Origin of the sequence: Roseobacter sp. SK209-2-6, from assembly GCF_000169455.1 — a bacterium.
Classification (GTDB): Bacteria; Pseudomonadota; Alphaproteobacteria; order Rhodobacterales; family Rhodobacteraceae; genus Pseudophaeobacter.
Map to the genome: position 1 here is coordinate 1 of NZ_AAYC01000006.1, position 20,418 is coordinate 20,418.

Sequence of the window (20,418 nt, forward strand, 5' to 3'; positions counted from 1 at the left end):
CAGTGGTAGACCAGTGGTAATCCAATGGGCCAAGGCCTTGATGGTGATCACCGCCTCCAGGGGCAAAGGCGCTGTTGCCAGCAGGTCCAGCGAGCCGTCTTCCCAATCAAGCGCCAGCATCCGATCCAGCGACAAAAGGCAAGAGAGCAGCGCCCCAAGCCACAGAACCCCCGGCGCGATGCGAGACAAAAGCTCTGATTGTGGCCCAACTGAGAAAGGCACCATAACCGTTACGATCAGGAAGAAAGCCAACCCAAGACCAAATCCCCCGCCCGCCCGCACCGAAAGGCGTAGATCCCGTAGCAAGAGCGCAATCACAGGAAGTCTCCGTCAAAATCATCCAGCGCCGACAACTTCGCCTTATAGGGCCCCACATCCAGGACCTCTGCCTCCAAGCCCAGATCGATATGTGTCGCGATCAGCGCAGCGCCGCCACCTTGCAGATGGGCCTTCACCGCAGCGGCAAACAAAGCGACCGAAGCCTGATCCAAGCTGACCGTTGGTTCATCCATGACCCAGATCGGGCGGCCTGTAACCAGCATTCGTGCCAGTCCCAGCCTGCGTTTTTGCCCCGCAGAGAGCGCACCAGCCGGCCGGTTCTCAAGGCTATTAAGATCAAAAGCCGCAAGGGCTGGCGCAATCCCTGTTGTTCCAAAGACGTCAGCCCAAAACCTCAGGTTTTCGGCAACCGTCAGGGCCTGTTTCAGGCCATCTGAATGACCTGCATAGGCAATCTGATCCTCAGCTCCGTTGATTTCCCCTGACAGAGCAGGCTGCAGCCCCGCAATGGTTCGCAACAGAGTGGTTTTGCCGCTACCATTGGGGCCACGCAAGATCAAAGCACGGCCGGGCACAAGGCTAAACCCCAGTCCCTCCAGGACCGGAATACCGCCTCTAGCAATCCTCAGATCTGAAACTGTCAGCACCATGAAATACGGCCTATCCTCTTGCCCATGCCGCAAGACCACAAAGCCGCGCCATCTTCCTTGCGGCAAATCAAGCTTTTGCAGCTGTTGCGATTTTTCCACTGATGGGGCTTAGACACTGGGGCAATCCTAGATAGGAAGGGCAGCCAGGGCGATGCGACGCCCTTCGGACAAAAGCACATTGTAGGTCCGGCAGGCCGCGGGCGAGTTCATCACTTCAACACCAATCCCTGCATCCTCCAGCGCACGGCGCAGGGCCTGCGGGATATGCGAAATCTCAGCCCCCGTTCCAACAAAAAGCACATCAATCTGCCCCGCAAGATCCAACAAAGTCTCTCTGTCATCAAAGCCGTTCCAGGGTCCGATGCCAGCGGCGCTGACAAGCATAGCCCCCTCCTGCAGCTCACCGCCGATACGAAAGAAACCTGGCCCATAACCATCAATAGGTACTGCATCGCTGTAGCTGACTTCGTTCAGGCGCATGACGGATCCCCTCCCTTTCCTTCGGAATGGCGGTTCCATCCCTAGCTATTGCTTCGGTTAACATAGACATCTGCCACACTAAACCGAAAGCCAAAGAATTTCGCGCCTCCCCCGTTCGCAGAAAAGAAAAAGCCGCGGAAATGATCCGCGGCTTTTTGCTAGAAATCCACCCGTCGCAAAGGGGGTTAAAGAGCTTCAGCCCATCTCCGTGTCAGGCGTCGATGTTTGAGAACTGATTGCCAGTGGTGTCGGTCTTCTTGCTCCAATCCCGCTTGACCCCAAGACGCAACAGGATGGTGGAGGCCACGAAGATCGAAGAATAGGTACCAACCACAACGCCCCAGATCATCGCAAAGACAAAGCCACGGATCACATCCCCGCCCAGCACATAAAGCGAGATCAGCGCCAGCAGGGTGGTGACAGAAGTCATCACCGTCCGGCTGAGGGTTTCGTTGATCGAGAGGTTCAACACCTCATCCAGCGCCTTTTTCTTATAACGACGCAGGTTCTCACGCACCCGGTCAAAGACAACCACAGTATCGTTGAGCGAATAACCAACGATGGTCAACAATGCGGCAATGATCGCCAAGTCAAATTTGATCTGCAACGCCGAGAAGATACCGATGGTCAGCACCACGTCATGCACCAGGGCCGCAACCGCACCCAGGGCAAACTGCCATTCAAAGCGCAGCCAGATGTAAATCAGAACCGCCGCAATCGCCAAAGCAACCGCCAGGATCGCCGTCTGCACCAGCTCGCCCGAGACCTTGGGGCCCACGGATTCAACAGAGACAAATTTTATGCCGGGTGCCGCGGTATCTAGGGCCGCCTGCAGCTTACCAATCACCTCACCGGAGATCGCTTCCCCGCTTTCCTGCGCCTGGATGCGGATCATGGCGACGTGCTGATCTTCCTCGAAAGTAGGGTCAAACACCTCGGTGATCGAGATATCGCCCAGCCCCAGCGGTGCCATCGCGTCACGGTAGGCACCCACATCCACCGCCTGGGTGCTTTCGGTGCGCACCGTGGTACCACCCCGGAAGTCGATGCCAAAGTTCAGCCCCTGAAGGCCAAAGGAAACAAGGCTCAGCACCATCAAGAGGGCGGAGAATCCAACCCAGACCTTCCATTTGCTGAAGAAATCAAAGCGGGTTTCTTTGGGAACAAGTCTCAGTCGCATGATCAGACCTCAATCGCTTTGGGACGGCGGCGTTCAAACCACATGACAATCATCAGGCGGGTGACAAAGATCGCGGTAAAGACCGAGGTCAAAATGCCCATCCCTAAGGTGATGGCAAAGCCACGTACCGGTCCGGAACCCATGGCAAAGAGGATCACAGCCGTGATGAAAGTGGTGATATTGGCGTCCAGAATGGCGCTCAGCGCCTTGGAATAGCCCTCGTCGATTGCTTTGGCCGGGCCACGCCCCGCCTTCAGCTCTTCACGGATCCGCTCAAAGATCAGAACATTGGCGTCTACCGCCATACCAACCGTCAGGACGATCCCGGCGATGCCCGGCAATGTCAGCGTTGCCCCGATCAGGCTGAGGAAGCCAAAGATCAGCGCCACGTTCAGGATTAGCGCCACATTGGCAAAGATACCAAAGAGGCCATAGCTCAGCGCCATAAAGACCAGAACCGCGACAAAGGCCACCACGGTTGCAATCTTGCCTGCATCAATGCTGTCCTGGCCCAGTTCCGGCCCAATGGTGCGCTCCTCAAGGAAGTCGAGACCCGCAGGTAGGGCACCTGCGCGCAAGAGGATCGCCAGATTGGTGCTTTCTTCGATGGTGAAATTGCCAGTGATGATGCCGGAACCGCCCGGGATATGGGATTGGATCACCGGAGCAGAGATCACTTCATCATCCAAGACGATTGCAAAGGGTGCGCCAATGTTTTCGGCGGTGTAATCACCAAATTTGCGCGCACCGGAGGTATTGAACCGGAAGTTCACTGCCGGGCGGCCGTTCTGATCAAAGGAAGGCTGCGCATCGACCAGTTCCTCACCGGTTACAACCGGTGCGGCCTCAATGGTGTAATAGGTTCCCGGCTCGTCGATTGAGGGGACAACCTTGTTGCCTACTCCGGCAGAAGCGTCCGGGTCAGAGCCCCGGCCCACAACCGGATTGAACGTCAGCTGCGCCGTGGTACCAATCAGTGCCTTCAACTCGGAAGCAGATCCGATACCGGGCACCTGAATCAGGATCCGATCCGCACCCTGTCGCTGGATTGTGGGCTCGCGCGTACCAACCTCATCGATCCGGCGGCGGATGATCTCCAGCGACTGTCGCACGGTGCGATCGTTAGAGGCCAGTTTTTCTGCCTCGGAGAGTTGCACAGTGATGATGTCGTCAGCGCCTGACACTTCGATGTCATTGGCTCCGGCCCCGGTGAGGCTGGTAATCGGGCTCGCCAGTCCGCGCACCAGCTCCAGCGCTCGCGCCATGCCTTCGGGTTTGGAGATTTTCAGACGAATCTCTCCTTCAGGCGCCTGTTGACGGCGGAAGCTGCCAACGGTTGCCCGTTCGGGCCGCAGCACATCACGCACCTCTGGCCAGAGCGCGTCCATGCGCGCGGCATAGACATCTTCGACCTGCACCTCAGCCAAGAGATGCGCGCCACCGCGCAGATCCAGGCCCAGATTCACCAGCGAGGACGGCAAGTAATCCGGCCATTGACCGGCAATTTCCAACCGCTCCGGCGTCTCACCCTTGGCGATGATTTCCGCGGCGGCATCATTGGCCTGCTCGACGCGGGTGTAAAACCCATTTGGCAGGGCAAGCAAAAGGCCGGTCACACAGACCAGCCAGATGAGAACCCTTTTCCAGAGATCAATTTGCAGCATTGCCCTGCCTTTTCAGATTGTTACGAGGGGTGCTTAGGATGCGGGCTCAGTCTTGCTGATGACCTGAGCAATGGTGGATTTCACCACACGCACCTTGACGCCCTCGGCCAGTTCGACCTCAACCTCATTGTCGTCTTTCAGCTTAGAGATCTTGCCGATGAGGCCACCCTGGGTCACGACCTGATCCCCACGGCGCACGTTGTTCACCATGTTCTGGTGCTCTTTCATCTTTTTCTGCTGCGGACGGATCAGCAGGAAATACATGATCGCAAAGATCAGGATGAGGGGGAGAAACTGGCCAATCGCGTTCATATCCAAGGGGGTCTTCCTTCTACCTGTGCAGCACGCCTTTTGCAGGGTGCCGTGAATTTGCGGCGAACCTATGCGCTGGGTCTAAGCATTGCAAGGCAAGCGCAGGTTTTGACCCTGAAAAGCTGAATAAAACGAGGGGGCAAGATGCGGCGTTCGGAGAGTTCCACAGGTGCCGACCCAAGGCAGAGAGCCGCACCCACCTAGCTTGACCTCTAAACCACAGGGTGAAATTGTGAGGCGACATTTCGATAGGTTGATTAGATGACGCAAAATTACTTTCGGTCTACGCCGATGCGACAGTTTCAATCCCAACTCTCCTGTAACGACCCAAGCATCGGAGCAAACAGGTACTTTCTCGTGAGAGTATTCGTCACCGATGGAAGGCATACAGGATAAGATTTGGCCTCGAAAATAGCTACAGCGCCTGACTCTGGGTGGGCGTGAAGCGCCCTCCCCTTTGCTGCAAGCAAACCTTTGGTTTGACGGGAGGGTCGGGCGCAGGCCGGTTGGGACCGGCCTAGGTTTAATCAAACAGGTCTTGCCTACAACATTTCCCAGGTTTTGCCCCTGCCCTCTTCCTCTTTGGTAACCCTTGCGCCATAGGTTCAATATTGATTCAAAACCGTCGAGGAGCCGACACCATGCATGACATACGTGCAATCCGCGAAAATCCTGCTGCATTTGACGCCGCTTTGGCGCGGCGTGGGGATGCGGGCGTGTCGTCAGAGATTCTGGCGCTGGACGAAGAGCGTCGCGCCAAGATCCAGGAGGCAGAGGCCGCTCAAGCCGCACAGAACAAGGCCGCCAAAGAAATTGGCGCTGCCAAGGCCAAGGGTGACAATGAGACATTCGAGCGCCTGCGCGCTGAAGTGGCTGAAAAGAAATCAGAAGTTGCCGCACTGCAAAATGCAGCCAAGGAGCTGGACGCCAAGCAGACCGACATTCTGGCGCGCATCGCCAACCTGCCGGCCGCAGATGTGCCAGAGGGCGCCGATGAAGACGACAATGTCGAGGTAAACCGCTGGGGCACCCCAGCAGAGCTGGATTTTGACGCCAAAGAACACTTTGAGATCACTGGCGTTGCCGCCAACATGGATTTTGAGACCGCGGCCAAGACCTCTGGCGCGCGCTTTGTCTTCCTGAAAGGTGGGGTTGCCCGCATTCACCGCGCATTGGCGCAATTCATGGTCGACACCCACGTAGACGAAAACGGTCTGACCGAGGTGCAGACCCCGGTGCTGGTCCGCGATGAAGCCATGTATGGCACAGATAAACTGCCAAAATTCGGCGATGACAGCTATCAGACCACCAATGGCTGGTGGCTGGTTCCTACCTCCGAGGTGACGCTGACCTATTCGGTTGCTGGCGACGTGCTGGATGCTAGGGATCTGCCGATCCGCATGACCGCCCATACACAGTGCTTCCGCTCTGAGGCCGGTAGTGCGGGCAAAGATACCTCTGGTATGCTGCGCCAGCACCAGTTTGAGAAGGTTGAGATGGTCTCGATCACTCGTCCCGATGAAAGCGACAACGAGCAAAAGCGTATGCTGCGTTGCGCCGAGGGCCTGTTAGAAAAACTGGATGTGCCCTATCGTACCGTTGTGCTTTGCACCGGCGACATGGGCTTTGGCGCGCGCCGCACCTATGACATCGAAGCCTGGCTGCCCGGTCAAGATACATACCGCGAGATCTCCTCGGTCTCGACCACCGGTGATTTCCAGGCCCGCCGCATGAATGCACGCTTCCGCCCGGAAGAAGGTGCCAAGCCCGAGTTTGTACATACGCTCAACGGTTCCGGCCTGGCGGTTGGCCGCTGCCTGATTGCTGTTCTGGAAAACGGTCAACAAGCTGATGGTTCGGTCAAACTACCAGAGGTCCTATCCCCCTACCTGGGCGGCAAACTGACCCTGACAGCCGAAGGCGTTTTGGCTTAATCTCATAGCCCTAAGTAGATAATCTGAGTACATAAAAGGCCGGTGCAAATCGCACCGGCCTTTTGCATTTCTGACCTGCAAATCCAGCAAACAGGATGAAATCTGAAACCCACCAGGACCTCTGCGAGGTAGAAGGGGGGGGCACTCAGCCCTTCTTCTTTTTCTTCTTCGCCTTGGATCTCTTGGCCACCTTATCCTGGGCCTCTTTGTCCCGAGCTTCCAATATGGCCTGGGCCTTGGCCTTCTCCTTTTCGATGGCACGGCGGGCTTTGGCCTTTACCTTTTTGGCTTTGGCCTTGGCTTTCTCCTTGGCCAAAGCCACCTCTTCCATCAGGTTCTGCGCCTTACGAGAAGCCTTTTTCGCCTTGGCTTTGGCCTTGCTTGCCTTCAGCTCTGCCGCTTCTCGGGCGGCCTCTGCGGCGGCTAAGGCCAGGCTGAGGGTTTTCTCATTTCCCGGATCCTGCACTGCGGGTTCCGCATTTTTCACAGAGGTTTTCGCAGGGGTCGGGCCTTTCTCCCTTGCAGGCGTAGATCTCTTGACTGTCGATTTTGCCGCTTTGGGTCTTGCGGGCGGCGCGCTCTCGCGAAACCCTTCTGCGGCTTTCATCAGCCCTGCTGCTCTCGCCGCGCCAATTCCGGGAATACGGATCAAGTCCTCAAGCGTTGCAGATGCAACGGCCTCTGCACTGGTCAGCCCACCCTTTGTCAGCGACTTGGCCAGTGCCGGGCCAACACCCGTCAATTCCGTATTCGCTGTCATGATCTCTCACCCCTCCAAATTCGCATGCTCATAACACTCTAGCGAAACCATTGCACAGCGTGATTATCCTGGGAAGGGAACCAAGCGCTTTTTGTCCTCATCCCAGAGCTTTAGGGACAGCGCCCTGATCGCTTCTGCGAATTTGATGCGGCGCGGTGCCACTTCTAGCGGTAAGTTATAATGGCATTGACGCAGGCGGTAGCTGGGAATGCGGGCATTGAAGTGATGGATGTCATGCAGGGTGATATTGGCCACCGCAAAATCAAAGAACCAGCCAAAATCCAAACAGGATGATCCCTGCAATGCCGCCTCTGCCGGGTTCAGATCGGGGCGTCGGTCCCAATAGGTATCTTCGAAATTATGCTGCAGATAGACAAGGAAAACCCCAATCATTCCACCAATGAAGGAAAACAGCAGCCAGATCAGAACACCGCTACTGCCAGCCAGACCATAAAGCGCAGCCAAGAGAGCGACTATGACCAAGTTGTGTAGCAAGACACCGAGTACACCATAACGAATGGTATTTTTAGGCCAGCGATAGCGAATGAAGTAGGTAAAGGCAGAGCCGATGGGAACCAGTACAAATGGGTTACGGTAAAGACGATAGGTCAGCCTTTCCCAGAACCCGGCCACCTGCCATTCGCGTAGAGTCATCGTGTGAATTTCCCCGGTCTCCCGATGCTCCAGGTTGCCAATATTGGCATGATGCAGGTTGTGGTTCTGCTTCATCACCTCAAAAGGTGCAAAGGTGAAGGGAGACAGCACATGGCCTGCAATTTCATTCTGCAGACGCGTTTTGAACAACGAATGATGCCCGGTGTCATGCTGTAGAACATAAAGGCGCACCGCTGCAAAAGCGAAAACCACCCCAGCGGGAAGCAGCAGGACCCACCTGTCAGAAAAAGTGATCGCGGTCGTGAGGCTCAAGAAATACACTACGAAAGTGCCGAAATAGCTGAGCGAAGCCAGCCAATTGTCTTTCTCGACATAGTCACGCGTATACGCTCTCAGGTCCATATTCCTATCCCTAATTCCGCTTTGTGACACCCTCTTGAAATCCTAAGAAAAGGAAGGGAGCAAAATTCAAAATATAGCCACGCGTTCAAAGGGCAGCCCCATTCGGAGTTGCGCCACAGCGGCAAGTACATCGTTAATCAACGATTAACTTAATCAACTCGTTTTACATTTCAATCAGCCTTAAGTAATTCCGCGTCAAAGAACACCGCCAAGGATAGAAATCCACCCAGACCAAATGGAAGCCTCCTGCACCATTGAAGCATGCGCTTCAGCCTCAAAACAGCAGGCAATACTGGCAGGGTAAGCACAAAAAAACCCCTCTAAACAGGCGTTAGAGGGGCTTTGACAAATCAGATAAAGGAAGTACTGCTTCCCGCCGGGATCAGTCCCTGCGGCCCTCCAGGTGCTTTCTAAGCTTGGAGGGCGCTGCTTTTTTCTTGCCTTTGTAAGGGTTCTTGTCCCCCTGCCCGCGCATCGTCAGCCGGATTGGCGAACCAGGCATATCGAAATCCTGCCGCAACCCGTTTACCAGATAGCGGGTGTAACTCGCCGGGATTTTTTCCGGATGCGAGCACATGACAACAAAGCCAGGAGGACGCGTTTTTGCCTGGGTCATATAGCGCAGCTTGATGCGCTTGCCTTGCGGAGCAGGGGGCGGGTGCTGCTCCAGCATGCCCGTCAGCCAGCGGTTCAGGGCCGCAGTAGGAATGCGCCGGTTCCAAACATCATAGGCCCGCATGATGGCATCATGCAGCCGCTCCAGACCTTTGCCAGTCTTGGCAGAAACTGTGATCAGTGGGGCACCGCGCAGCTGTGGCAACAGGCGACCAAAGGCCTCTTTCAGGTCACGCAGTTTTTCCTGCTTATTGTCCTCGATATCCCATTTGTTGACCGCAACAACCACGGCGCGGCCTTCGCGTTCTGCCAGGTCGGCAATGCGCAGGTCCTGCTGTTCAAAGGGAATATCCGCATCCAGCAGCACCACGACGACCTCGGCGAATTTCACCGCCCGCAATCCATCGGAAACAGAAAGCTTTTCCAGCTTCTCCTGCACCTTTGCCTTTTTGCGCATGCCTGCAGTGTCAAAGATCCGCATCGGGGTGCCGGACCAGTCCACCTGCAGCGAGATCGCATCGCGGGTGATCCCAGCCTCTGGCCCCGTCAGCAAGCGATCTTCGCCCAGTATCTTGTTGATCAGGGTGGATTTACCCGCATTAGGACGGCCGACAACTGCAACCTGCAAAGGTTTTTCACGGGTAGGAACTGGGGCCGCCGGGATATCATCCTCATCCCAATAGTCATCCTCTTCCAGTTCGAGATCGACAACAGGAGAATGATCAACCGCTTCAGCTTCAAACTTCTCAGCCAGAGGCATCAGCACCGAATAGAGATCCGGCATGCCTTCACCATGTTCACCGGACAGGGGAATTGGCTCGCCCAGACCCAGGCCATAGGCTTCCAGCACGCCCGCCTCGGCGGCATTGCCTTCGGCCTTGTTGGCAGCAAGGATCACATGGGCGGATTTTCTGCGCAGGATCTCGGCAAAGACCTCATCCACCGGAGTGATGCCTGCGCGGGCGTCCACCATGAAGAGACAAATATCAGCCATGTCCACCGCACGCTCGGTCAGGCGGCGCATACGGCCTTCGAGCGAGTTGTCGGTGGCATCTTCCAGGCCCGCTGTGTCGATGACGGTAAAGCGCAGATCACCCAGCTTGGCCTCACCCTCTCGCAGGTCGCGTGTCACCCCTGGCTGGTCATCGACCAGGGCCAGTTTCTTGCCCACAAGGCGGTTGAACAATGTGGATTTGCCCACATTCGGGCGCCCCACGATAGCAAGGGTAAAGGACATCGGACCAAACTTTCAGCGTTTCAGACGCGCCCCATAGCGCATCTAAGCACCAACGACCAGAGCCATCAGCGCATTAGCGGTATGCGAGCAGCTCACCCTTGCTCGAAACCAAGTATAGAGTGCGTCCAGCTACAACCGGTGCAGTGGATGCGCCACCCGGTACTTCGGCGACGCGAGTTACGGACCCGTCACGCGGGTCAAAGAAACGCATCTGGCCGTCGTTTGAGGCAACGATTACCTGCCCGCCGGCCACTACCGGTCCGTAATGCGCGACGATTGCACCTCGCTTGCTGGGTTTGTCCTTTAGGAAGCCCGGCAGATCCACGGCCCAGAGGACCTCGCCGCTGCCCGCATCAAGGCGCAGCAGCTGATGACGATCGCTGATCTGGAACAGGCTGTTTCCTGCGGGCCAAACAGGACCGATCGCGCCTTCTTGGGCGGTCCAGATACGGTCGCCATTGCGAATGTCAAAAGCAACAGTTCGGCCGGAATGATTGCCAACAAAGGCTTTGTTGCCCACGATCACAGGCGCGCCGGTTACATCACTGATCCGAGACAGGGTTCTGCCAATCCGTTGCCCGGCAACGGAGGCGCTCCAGCGGCGTAGCCCACCACGGCGGAAGGTTGCAAGCAGATCGCCCGATCCGAAAGCAAAGATTGCCAAATCGCTGGTGATCACCGGTGCTGGCGCGCCCAAGACGTTTGACGCACTTGGTGTCGCTTCTATCTGCCACGCTATGCGTCCATCCTTGGTGTGCACGGCCCAGCCGGTATCATCGCCGGCAACGAGATAGACCAAACCATCGCGAATGGTTGGCTCTCCGGACCCAGTTGCTTCCAACTCCTGACGCCAAATTTGTTTTCCACTTGTTGCGTCCAGTGCTGTCAGCACACCATAGCCAGAGGAAATGTAGAGAACCCCATTGTCATAGGCCATGCCACCACCGGTGGCTTGGCCCTCGTCATCGCGCGCAGGCAGGAGATCCTGTTGCCAGAGAACCTGCCCGCTGGAACTGACCGCAGAGATCTGCGCGGCGCTATCAAGGGTAAAGACCTTACCCTCAGCCACTACGGGACGCGCCGTGATGCGCTGGCGACGGCTGTCACCGGCCCCAATTGGCGTCGCCCAGGACAGCTGTGGGGAGGAAGAAAGTGCCGGGTGCGATGTACGATGGCGCGGATCACCGTGGCTCTGGGCCCAGGCGGCATTTGCAACCTGTTTGGGCAGTGAAATCGCAACCGACTGATTGATGACATCCTGATCCGCATCGGAACGCACCGCTTCTCGCTTACCAGGGAGGATCAACTCAGGCTCTGCACAGCCACTCAGGCCGAAGGCCAGGACTGAACCACACAACAGGCTTCGAACCATAGAAACTGGCTTAATCATCGTCATCTCTGCCCCGCAAACCCTTGTCTATCTCCACCGCTTTTTGCAGTGGTTGTTACCCTTCCGGCCCTGCGCCAGAATCCAGCGAGCCGCCAAGTGCTACAATCACTTGCGAGGCGCGTTCTTTCAAGTCCGCAGCCGCAGATGCATCAACTGTAATCTGTTGCAAGCGAGTAATCGCCGCCTCGGTATTGCCCTGTTCAATTTCCAAAAGAGCAATCTGTTCAGAAGCAAGCAATGCCAGCGGTGCACCCGGCTGGGCCAAAGCCTCAAACTGAATGCGACGCTCCTCAAGGCTGAGGCTCTCCTGCTGCAGCAGCAGCGCTTTGAAGCTGGCGATATGACGATAGATCATCGGCAGCTCTCCGTTAACGGCAACGCTTTCAAGCCGTGCAACAGCCGCATCGCGGTCATCCGCATTCACCAAAGCACCGGCCTGAAGCAGGGCGACCACGGCTTTGCCGCCTTCAGTATCTGCAGCGATCTTACTCAGCGCTTCGGCCCGCTTTGCATCCTCATCGTGAACAAGCGCTGCCAAAAGCTCATCACCTAAATCCTGCGCCGCTGTTTCGGCTTTGGATTTATTGATTTCTCTGAACGTGGCACCACCGACGATCAAGATCACCGCCAGCCCACCGATCCAGCCATATCGCTTCAGCATCAGGAAGAGGCGATCTCGGCGCACCTCTTCGGTGACCTCTTCAATAAAACTATCGGTATCGCTCATTCCAAATCGCCCCTGAAGTGCCACATCACGCCCAATTTCAGCCCGATGTATTGAACTATTTTGCTCCTCTTAACCTGCTACAGGCGGCAAGCCAAGAGCCGCGTCTTCAGGGAAACCACCTCAAATTTGCAAAAAACAGCAAGATTTGTGACCTAAACTGTTCTGTTTAGTGTAGACAATACCTATATGCCGACTATCAATTCACCCGGGATCTGGCGGGATCCCGGGTGTGTTTGGTCACCCTGTTCACCAGACGGTCAGATTTTCTGGAAGGCCCGCTATGAAATTGATTCCCCTTATAACCGCCATTTTGGTTTCGCTTGGCTTGTATTTTCTGGTCATCGAAAGAGAGACGCTCCTGGCTTTTGCCCGCGGCCAGGACCCCGCTGCCACCACCACAGCAGCAAACGAAACAACAGCTGAACAGGACGTTGAAGCCGTAGTGGCCGAGAACCGCGTGGGTGTAGTCGCCATGCATAGCGAAGCCCGCGTTTTTGACAGCGCAGTGATCCTGCGCGGCATGACTGAGGCCGTGCGCCAGGTCAATGTCCGGGCAGAAACCTCTGCCATTGTAATCTCAGAACCCCAACGCAGAGGCGCTCAGGTCAAAGCAGGGGATCTCCTGTGCGAACTTGATCCTGGAACGCGTCCTGCCAGCCTGCTGGAAACCCAGGCACGCCTGATCGAAGCGCGCGCCAGAATGCCAGAAGCAGAAGCCCGTGTAGAGGAAGCCCGCGCCCGTTTGAGTGAAGCGAAAATCAACCTGACGGCCGCCTCTAAGCTTTCCGAAGGCGGCTATGCCTCTGAAACGCGCCTTGCAGCTGCCAAAGCGACGGAACGCTCTGCGGTTGCCGGGGTTGCCAGCGCTTTGGGAGGGCTTGAAACAACCCGCGCCGGGATTGAATCCGCTCAGGCCGCGGTTGCTGCTGCCGAAAAAGAAATCGACCGCCTGCGTATCACGGCCCCCTTTGACGGGCATCTGGAAAGCGACACCGCCGAGATCGGCAGCCTGATGCTTCCAGGCGACCTCTGCGCCACAGTTATCCAGCTCGACACCATGAAACTGGTGGGTTTTGTGCCGGAAACTCAGGTCAATCGCATTGCTCTGGATGCCCTGGCCGGGGCAGAGCTGGCAACCGGTGACCGTGTCCAGGGGAAAGTGACCTTTGTCAGCCGCGCCGCTGACCCCGCAACCCGTACCTTTGAAGTTGAAATCTCTGTACCCAATCCAGATCTAGCGATCCGCGATGGTCAGACCGCGGATATTGCGATCTCTGCTGATGGCGCCACCGCTCACAAATTGCCGCAATCCTCCCTGACCTTGAACAATGAGGGGCAATTAGGCGTGCGCGTCGTGCGTGAGGATCAGACCGCCGGGTTCTTCCCTGTGGATCTCTTGCGTGATGAGGCAGACGGTGTCTGGGTCTCTGGCCTGCCGCAAAAGGCTGATGTCATCATCGTAGGACAAGAGTTTGTCACCTCAGGCGTCGCCGTAGCACCGGCATACCGGGAGGCAAGCCAATGATAGGTATCGTCTCCTGGGCTGCTGATCGTGCCAGGATGGTCCTGGCTTTTATTGCAATCTCGATCCTGGTGGGCGGGTTCGCCTACTCAGTGCTGCCCAAAGAGGGTGAGCCCGACATCGACATCCCGATGCTCTTTGTATCGGTAGAATTCCCCGGCATCTCCGCCGAAGACAGTGAGAGCCTGCTGGTCAAGCCCATGGAAACCGAGATGGTAGATCTCGATGGGCTAGACAAGATGACGGCCACCGCCGCCGAGAATTACGCCGGTATCCTGCTGGAGTTCGACTTTGGCTGGGACAAGAGTGCGACGATTGCCGATGTGCGGGATGCGATGAACACGGCACAGGCCAATTTCCCGGATGGTGCTGAGCAATACGATATCACCGAGATCAACTTCTCTGAGTTTCCGATCGTCATCGTCAACCTGACCGGTGCCGTGCCTGAACGGACCATGGCGCGGATCGCCAAAGACCTGCAGGATGAGGTTGAGGCGCTGGATTCCGTGCTAAAGGCTGGTATCGCGGGCAACCGAGACGAAATGGTCGAAGTTGTGATCGATCCTTTGCGGCTGGAAAGCTACAACATTACCGCACCAGAGCTGATCACCGTTGTGCAAAACAACAACCAGCTAATCGCGGCAGGCGAGGTTGAGACCGAACAAGGGACCTTCTCGGTCAAGATCCCCTCCTCTTTCAACGACGTCTCGGACATTTATTCCCTTCCGATCAAAACCAATGGCGACCGGGTTGTGACGCTCGGGGAGCTGGCACAGATCAACTACACCTTTGAGGATCGCAAAGGTACAGCCCGCTTCGATGGTGAAGACACCGTTGCCCTGCAGGTGGTGAAACGCAAGGGCTTCAACCTGATCGACACAGTGGATGAGGTGAAAACCGTTCTGGCCGAAGCACAGGCTAAATGGCCCCCAGAGCTGCGTGCAGCCGTAACTCTGGGAACCTCCAACGACCAGAGCCGCGTTGTCGGCTCCATGGTGAGCCAGCTGGAAGGTTCGGTTCTGACTGCTGTTGCCCTGGTCATGATCGTGGTTTTGGCCTCCCTTGGTAGCCGTGCCGCCCTCTTGGTAGGCTTTGCCATCCCGACCTCCTTCCTCTTGTGTTTTGCCTTCCTGGCACTGATGGGTGTTTCCATCTCGAACATCGTAATGTTCGGATTGATCCTCGCCGTGGGCATGCTGGTGGATGGCGCCATCGTGGTGGTTGAATATGCCGACAAGCGCATCAAAGAGGGTACGGGCCCGATGCATGCCTATGTCGAAGCGGCACAGCGCATGTTCTGGCCCATTGTCTCGTCCACAGCGACCACGCTCTGCGCCTTCCTGCCAATGCTGTTCTGGCCCGGTGTCCCGGGTGAATTCATGGGCATGCTGCCGGTCACATTGATCTTTGTTCTTTCCGCCTCTCTGGTGGTGGCTCTGATCTATCTCCCCGTGATGGGCGGCGTTTCTGGCCGGATGAGCCGCGTTTTCGAAGGGGCATCAAATGCGATGCGCGCTGTTCTGCCCTGGTGGATCCGTGCGCCACTGGTCTTGCCTGCGCTCTGGGGCATCTTTGCTGGTGCCATGCAGATGCTGAACCCCAGCTATCTACTGTCCGAAGGGACCGCGCCCCTTGCGGGTCTTGCCTTTGGCGGGCTGATCTTCATTCTGTCCGCCTTTGCCGCCTCTATCACCCTTGGGGCTGCCAAGTTCGTGCGCCGTGAGAAGCGGGTTGAAGCGGGCTATCATCACACCGCCTTTGGCTATGTGATCAAGTTCATTGCCGGCAATCCAATCATGCCGGTTGTGACACTCGCAGCCGTTGGCTTTGGGATCATGACGGTCTTTGCCACCTTTGGTGAGAACAACTACGGGGTCGAATTCTTCGTCGAAAACGAACCTGAACAGGCAACCGCCTATGTCCGCGCCCGTGGCAACATCAGTCTGGCCGAGCAGGATCTGATGGTCCGCGAGGCAGAAGAGATCATCAAGGCCCATCCGGCCGTGGTGAATGTCTTTTCCTTTGCAGGCGAAGGTGGTCTGGACACCGGCGGGCCTGGTGCCAGCCAATCGCCTGCCGATACCATTGGACAGGTCCAGTTTGAGATCATCCCCTGGGAAGATCGCCCCACCCAGAGCGAAACCTGGTTCTTCGGGTTACTGTCCCGAGAGGTCACCGCAACCAAATTCGACGGCAATACCGTTCTGGATGAGCTCACCGCCTCTTTGGCGCAGATCCCCGGATTTATGGTTGAGGTCAAGGCCTTGGAGCAAGGCCCTGGGTCGGGCAAGCCGATCAATCTGCGGGTCCGAGGTGACAGTTGGGACGCCCTTACGACCTCCGCTGAAATGGTCCGGTCGGTCTTTGATGAAACCCCTGGCCTGATCCTGGTCGAGGACACCTTGCCCCTGCCGGGTATCGATTGGCAAATCGACGTTGATGTGGAAAAGGCCGGTCGCTACGGCGCCGATGTCGCCACCGTTGGCGGCATGGTGCAGCTGGTGACCCGTGGGATCCTGCTGGATACCATGCGTGTCGACAGTTCTGACGAGGAGATCGAGATCCGGGTTCGCCTCCCGGACCAGGACCGGGTTCTGGCGACGCTCGATAACCTAAAGGTTCGCACCGCAGACGGCTTGGTTCCCCTGTCGAACTTTATCACCCGCCAGCCAGTGCCCAAACTGGCGAGCATCAGCCGCATCGACCAAGAGCGCTTCTACACAGTCAAAGCCGATGTTGAGCCGGGATTAAGCAAGCTGACAATCGCGGCGGAAGACGGGGTTGAATCCACCCTTGCCCTGCTCAAGGTGCTGCCCGAAGGCCTAAAGGCCAGTGATGCCGTCTACTCTGCGCCAAATGGTTTGAACTATACCTTGTTCGAACTGGTTGACGCGGAGAACAGCGATGGCCTGCAGGAAGCACTTGATGGGGAGGCTAAACTCATCCCCGTCAATCCGAATGAGCGGATTGCAGAGCTGACAAAGTGGCTGGAAACAGAGCCCCTGGACCGTGCCGTTACCTGGGAATGGACCGGCGATCAGGAGGAACAAGAGGAAAGCGGCGCCTTCCTGTCCAAGGCCTTCCTTGGGGCTTTGGGGTTGATGTTCGTGATCCTCTTGGCCCAGTTCAACTCCTTCTATAATGCGGTTCTGGTGCTTCTGGCGGTGATCCTCTCCACCACCGGTGTACTGATCGGCATGCTGGTGATGCAGCAGCCCTTCTCGATCATCATGACCGGGACAGGCATCGTGGCGCTCGCCGGGATCGTGGTGAACAACAATATTGTTCTGATCGATACCTATCAGGAGTTCAGCCGCCACATGCCCCGGATCGAAGCCATCGTGCGCACCGCAGAGGCCCGCATTCGTCCGGTGCTGCTGACTACCGTGACGACCATGGCCGGTCTTGCGCCAATGATGTTTGGCATCAGCCTCGACTTCATCGGGGGTGGCTATACCATCGACAGCCCCACCGCGCTGTGGTGGAAACAGCTGGCAACGGCCGTGGTTTTTGGCCTTGGCGTGGCAACGGTTCTGACACTGGTGGTGACCCCATCTCTGCTGTCGATCCGCGTCTGGCTCTCGACCTATATGTCCTGGATGGGCCGCATCCTTGCGCGGATCACTGGCGGGCGCTCCAGTCGCATCGCACAGGACATGAGGCTGGCCAAGAAGGCGCGCAAACTGCCCTCGACAGAGATCATGTGGGATGCACCCAAGCCTGCTACACCGGTTGAGGCAGAGGAGGGCACGCCCAATGATCCGCCCTCTGGCGCTTTACGCGCCGCCGAGTAGGACCTGACAAAACCAAGACCCAAAGCCCCGCCCTGTGCGGGGCTTTTTGGTTCGGAGAGCGAAGCACATCGCTGGTCAAAATTGTGCGCAAATTTGACTCGCAAACCGAGACTTAATAAAAGTTAATAGTTCATTAAATTTTGAGCGGCGTTTTGCTGCCATTTTTTAACTGTTTTTTGTGGAGCGTTCTTTCGATGACGAAACAAATCGGTAAAATGAAATCCCTTCTAGTTTCCTTAGCTTGCACTACCCTGCTGGGCACAGCTGCGCAGGCAGGGGTCGTTTCTGGCGGTAGCCTTCTTAGCGGATCAGAGGCGGATCAGTTCGAAACCTGGCTGGGGCTGGGCGATCAGGATTTCACCAATATCTGGACTGGCACAGCTGGGGTTTCCACCGCAGCGAGCTTCCATGCTGCTGTCGATGGACAGGGTCCGACTATTTCAATTTTCGACATCACGATGGGTGATGGCAGCAATGCCCGAATTGGTGGTTATACTGCGCTGGATTGGGGCGGTTCATCTACCTACTACAACGATCCCACGGCCTTCTTGTTCAATTTGACCACGGGTGAGCGGCAAACCACCCAACACAACCTGAGTAGCATCTACGTACACCCGAATTACTTCCCGACCTTTGGCGGCGGCCATGATATCGTCGCGGGGTTTGGTGTCCTGGGAACCTACAATGGGAACAACAGTCACCCAAATCATGATGGCTATAGCTACAGCTATACTTATGATGTTGGCCAAGGCCAGATTAGCGTTGCAGGCGACAGTGGGGGCGGAAGTGGGAATTCAGGGAACCACTATAGCCATTGGTCGATAAACACGTTGGAAGTTTACACATTTGCCACCGCTTCCCCCATCGCACCGGTTCCTCTGCCTGCGGGTTTCCCATTGCTGGCAGGCGGCTTGGCTCTTTTAGGCTTTGGCGCAAATAGGCGCCGCCGCTCAGCCGCTTGAGCTCGTCACACAAAGCCTAATCACGCCAAAGAACAGATGCGGCCAAGCCCTAAGCTAGGCCGCATCCTGATCTGCCTGCTGGTTCTGCCAGAGCTGCGCATAGCGCCCTGCCGCCTTTAGCAGCTCTTCGTGAGTACCGCTCTCGGCAATCTCGCCCTGTTCCAAAACCACAATCCTGTCAGCCTCCGCAATGGTGGAGAGTCGATGCGCAATGGTGATAACCGTGCGCCCCTCTCCTGCCCGCTCCAGCGCCTGTTTGATCTCTTGTTCGGTCTCGGTATCCAGGGCCGATGTTGCCTCATCCAGCAGCAGGATTGGCGGGTTCTTTAGCAGAGTTCGGGCGATCCCAACCCGCTGCTTTTCTCCTCCAGAGAGTTTGAGGCCACGTTCGCCAACCTGGGTCTCATAGCCTTCTGGCAGGGCTGCAATGAAATCATGGATCTGCGCATCCCGCGCCGCCTGGATCACATCCTCTTCGCGTGCCCCATCACGGCCATAGGCGATGTTGTAACGGATGGTATCGTTGAACAACACCGTATCCTGCGGCACAACCCCGATGGCCTCATGCAGGCTTTCTTGGGTGACGTCGCGCACATCCTGCCCGTCAATAATCAGGCGGCCCCCGGTCACATCATAGAAGCGGAACAACAGCCGCCCGATGGTGGATTTTCCGGAACCGGTGGAGCCAACAATCGCCAGGGTCTGACCCGCCTTGGCTTCCATCGTGATCCCCTTCAGGATCTCACGGTTGCTGTCATAACCAAAGCGCAGATCCTCCAGCCGAATGGTGCCGCCATTGACCCTCAGCTTCCCAGCCCCGGCCCGGTCGGTAACATCAGCGGGCTGTTCCAAAAGGTCAAACATCTCCCCCATGTCGACCAGACTTTGACGGATTTCGCGGTAGACCGTGCCCAGGAAATTCAGCGGCACGGTGATCTGGATCATATAGGCATTGACCATGACAAAATCGCCAACGGTCAGATGTCCCTGTTCCACACCGATAGCAGCCATGACCATGACCGCGATCAGGCCGCCGGTGATAAAGATGCTCTGGCCAAAGTTCAAAAACGCCAGGGAATAGGCCGTTTTCAGGGCGGCCTGCGCATAGGCCCGCATAGCGCCATCATAGCGCTTTGCTTCCCGTGCTTCGGCGCCAAAGTATTTTACCGTTTCAAAGTTCAACAGGCTGTCGATCGCCTTTTGATTGGCATCCGTATCCTGCTTGTTCATCTCACGACGCAACTTCACCCGCCATTCGGTCACCGCAAAGGTGAACCAGACATAAAGCGCGATGGTGACGGCGACGACCACAAGATACCAGACATCAAAAAGCACCGTCAGGATGATGGCGACCAGCAGCAGCTCCAGCACCAAAGGCCCGATGGAGAACAGCATGAAGCGCAGCAGGAACTCGACACCCTTGACGCCGCGCTCGATGATGCGGCTCAGCCCCCCTGTCTTGCGGGTAATGTGATAGCGCATCGAGAGGCGGTGAATATGGGTAAAGGTCTCAAGCGCCAAACGTCGTAGCGCCCGCTGACCGACTGGGGCAAAGACCGCATCGCGCAATTGCTGAAACCCCGTGGTCAGAATGCGCGCCATGCCATAGGCCACGGTCAGGCCTACCGCCCCAAGCGCCAGCGGCGGCAGCCCTTCCGCCGCCAGGCTGTCAACAGCAGCTTTGTAGAGCATGGGGGTATAGACCGCGATCAGCTTGGCCAGAACCAGCACCGCCAGCGCCAGCACCACGCGCCGTTTGACCCAAGGCGCCTCTGCAGGCCACAGATAGGGCCCCATGCGCCGCAGGGTCCTGAGGCCGGAGCGGCGCTCATCGCTGGCTGTCTCGTCTGTCATCGCTCTCATCTGCCCTGCCCCAAACGGTATACCGGTTTCAT

Annotated in this window: 16 protein-coding genes; 4 read left to right on the top strand and 12 right to left on the bottom strand. The window is 57.0% G+C overall.

The window, feature by feature from the left end:
* The 6 genes from RSK20926_RS10395 to yajC all read right to left on the bottom strand — a co-directional run.
* A partial coding sequence (locus RSK20926_RS10395) for a heme exporter protein CcmB (RefSeq protein ID WP_008206495.1) occupies positions 1-318 on the bottom strand: 318 nt, incomplete at its 3' end.
* Entirely contained in the window at positions 315-929 is a 615-nt protein-coding gene (gene ccmA, locus RSK20926_RS10400) for a heme ABC exporter ATP-binding protein CcmA (RefSeq protein WP_037254702.1), read from the bottom strand. The genes RSK20926_RS10395 and ccmA, both read right to left, overlap by 4 nt.
* Before the next feature lie 126 nt (positions 930-1,055).
* Positions 1,056-1,409 carry an Mth938-like domain-containing protein gene (locus RSK20926_RS10405; RefSeq protein WP_008206500.1) on the bottom strand — a complete coding sequence of 118 codons (354 nt, stop codon included), beginning with the start codon at positions 1,407-1,409 and terminating at the stop codon, positions 1,056-1,058.
* Between the two features lie 211 nt (positions 1,410-1,620).
* The gene (gene secF / locus RSK20926_RS10410; RefSeq protein ID WP_008206505.1) at positions 1,621-2,589 is read right to left on the bottom strand and encodes a protein translocase subunit SecF; all 969 of its coding nucleotides are present in this window, start codon (positions 2,587-2,589) and stop codon (positions 1,621-1,623) included.
* A 2-nt stretch (positions 2,590-2,591) separates the two neighbouring features.
* A complete protein-coding gene (gene secD / locus RSK20926_RS10415) occupies positions 2,592-4,253 on the bottom strand; it encodes a protein translocase subunit SecD (protein WP_008206506.1) in 1,662 nt (553 codons plus the stop codon).
* Between the two features lie 33 nt (positions 4,254-4,286).
* The gene (gene yajC, locus RSK20926_RS10420; RefSeq protein WP_008206507.1) at positions 4,287-4,565 is read right to left on the bottom strand and encodes a preprotein translocase subunit YajC; all 279 of its coding nucleotides are present in this window, start codon (positions 4,563-4,565) and stop codon (positions 4,287-4,289) included.
* A 641-nt stretch (positions 4,566-5,206) separates the two neighbouring features.
* Between yajC and serS the strand changes: the two genes are divergently transcribed.
* Positions 5,207-6,499 (top strand): serine--tRNA ligase, encoded by a 1,293-nt coding sequence (gene serS, locus RSK20926_RS10425; protein WP_008206508.1) that lies wholly within the window; start codon positions 5,207-5,209, stop codon positions 6,497-6,499.
* A gap of 145 nt (positions 6,500-6,644) precedes the next feature.
* Here the strand turns inward: serS and RSK20926_RS10430 are convergent, their stop codons facing one another.
* The 5 genes from RSK20926_RS10430 to RSK20926_RS10450 all read right to left on the bottom strand — a co-directional run bounded on the left by RSK20926_RS10430 (position 6,645) and on the right by RSK20926_RS10450 (position 12,245).
* Positions 6,645-7,259 carry a helix-hairpin-helix domain-containing protein gene (locus RSK20926_RS10430; protein ID WP_008206511.1) on the bottom strand — a complete coding sequence of 205 codons (615 nt, stop codon included), beginning with the start codon at positions 7,257-7,259 and terminating at the stop codon, positions 6,645-6,647.
* 63 nt (positions 7,260-7,322) lie between these two features.
* Positions 7,323-8,276, bottom strand: coding sequence for a fatty acid desaturase (locus RSK20926_RS10435; RefSeq protein WP_008206512.1), 954 nt, complete (start codon positions 8,274-8,276; stop codon positions 7,323-7,325).
* A 382-nt stretch (positions 8,277-8,658) separates the two neighbouring features.
* Positions 8,659-10,128, bottom strand: a complete 1,470-nt coding sequence (gene der, locus RSK20926_RS10440) for a ribosome biogenesis GTPase Der (RefSeq protein ID WP_008206513.1) — start codon at positions 10,126-10,128, stop codon at positions 8,659-8,661.
* 73 nt (positions 10,129-10,201) lie between these two features.
* Positions 10,202-11,524: a PQQ-like beta-propeller repeat protein gene (locus RSK20926_RS10445; protein ID WP_037254705.1), complete on the bottom strand. Its 1,323-nt coding sequence runs from the start codon at positions 11,522-11,524 to the stop codon at positions 10,202-10,204.
* A gap of 49 nt (positions 11,525-11,573) precedes the next feature.
* Positions 11,574-12,245, bottom strand: a complete 672-nt coding sequence (locus tag RSK20926_RS10450; protein WP_008206515.1) for a hypothetical protein — start codon at positions 12,243-12,245, stop codon at positions 11,574-11,576.
* 280 nt (positions 12,246-12,525) lie between these two features.
* On the opposite strand from RSK20926_RS10450, the gene RSK20926_RS10455 reads away from it, so the two are divergent.
* The 3 genes from RSK20926_RS10455 (at position 12,526) to RSK20926_RS10465 (ending at position 18,523) form a co-directional block, all read left to right on the top strand.
* Positions 12,526-13,770, top strand: coding sequence for an efflux RND transporter periplasmic adaptor subunit (locus RSK20926_RS10455; RefSeq protein ID WP_008206516.1), 1,245 nt, complete (start codon positions 12,526-12,528; stop codon positions 13,768-13,770).
* On the top strand, positions 13,767-17,561 hold the full coding sequence (locus RSK20926_RS10460) for an efflux RND transporter permease subunit (RefSeq protein WP_008206518.1): 3,795 nt from the start codon (positions 13,767-13,769) through the stop codon (positions 17,559-17,561). The genes RSK20926_RS10455 and RSK20926_RS10460 overlap by 4 nt, the downstream gene beginning before the upstream one ends.
* Before the next feature lie 194 nt (positions 17,562-17,755).
* Positions 17,756-18,523 (top strand): PEP_CTERM-anchored TLD domain-containing protein, encoded by a 768-nt coding sequence (locus RSK20926_RS10465; RefSeq protein WP_008206528.1) that lies wholly within the window; start codon positions 17,756-17,758, stop codon positions 18,521-18,523.
* Positions 18,524-18,577: 54 nt separating this feature from the next.
* Here RSK20926_RS10465 and RSK20926_RS10470 read toward each other — a convergent pair whose 3' ends face one another.
* Positions 18,578-20,386 (bottom strand): ABCB family ABC transporter ATP-binding protein/permease, encoded by a 1,809-nt coding sequence (locus RSK20926_RS10470; protein ID WP_442852520.1) that lies wholly within the window; start codon positions 20,384-20,386, stop codon positions 18,578-18,580.
* Positions 20,387-20,418: the final 32 nt, after the last annotated feature.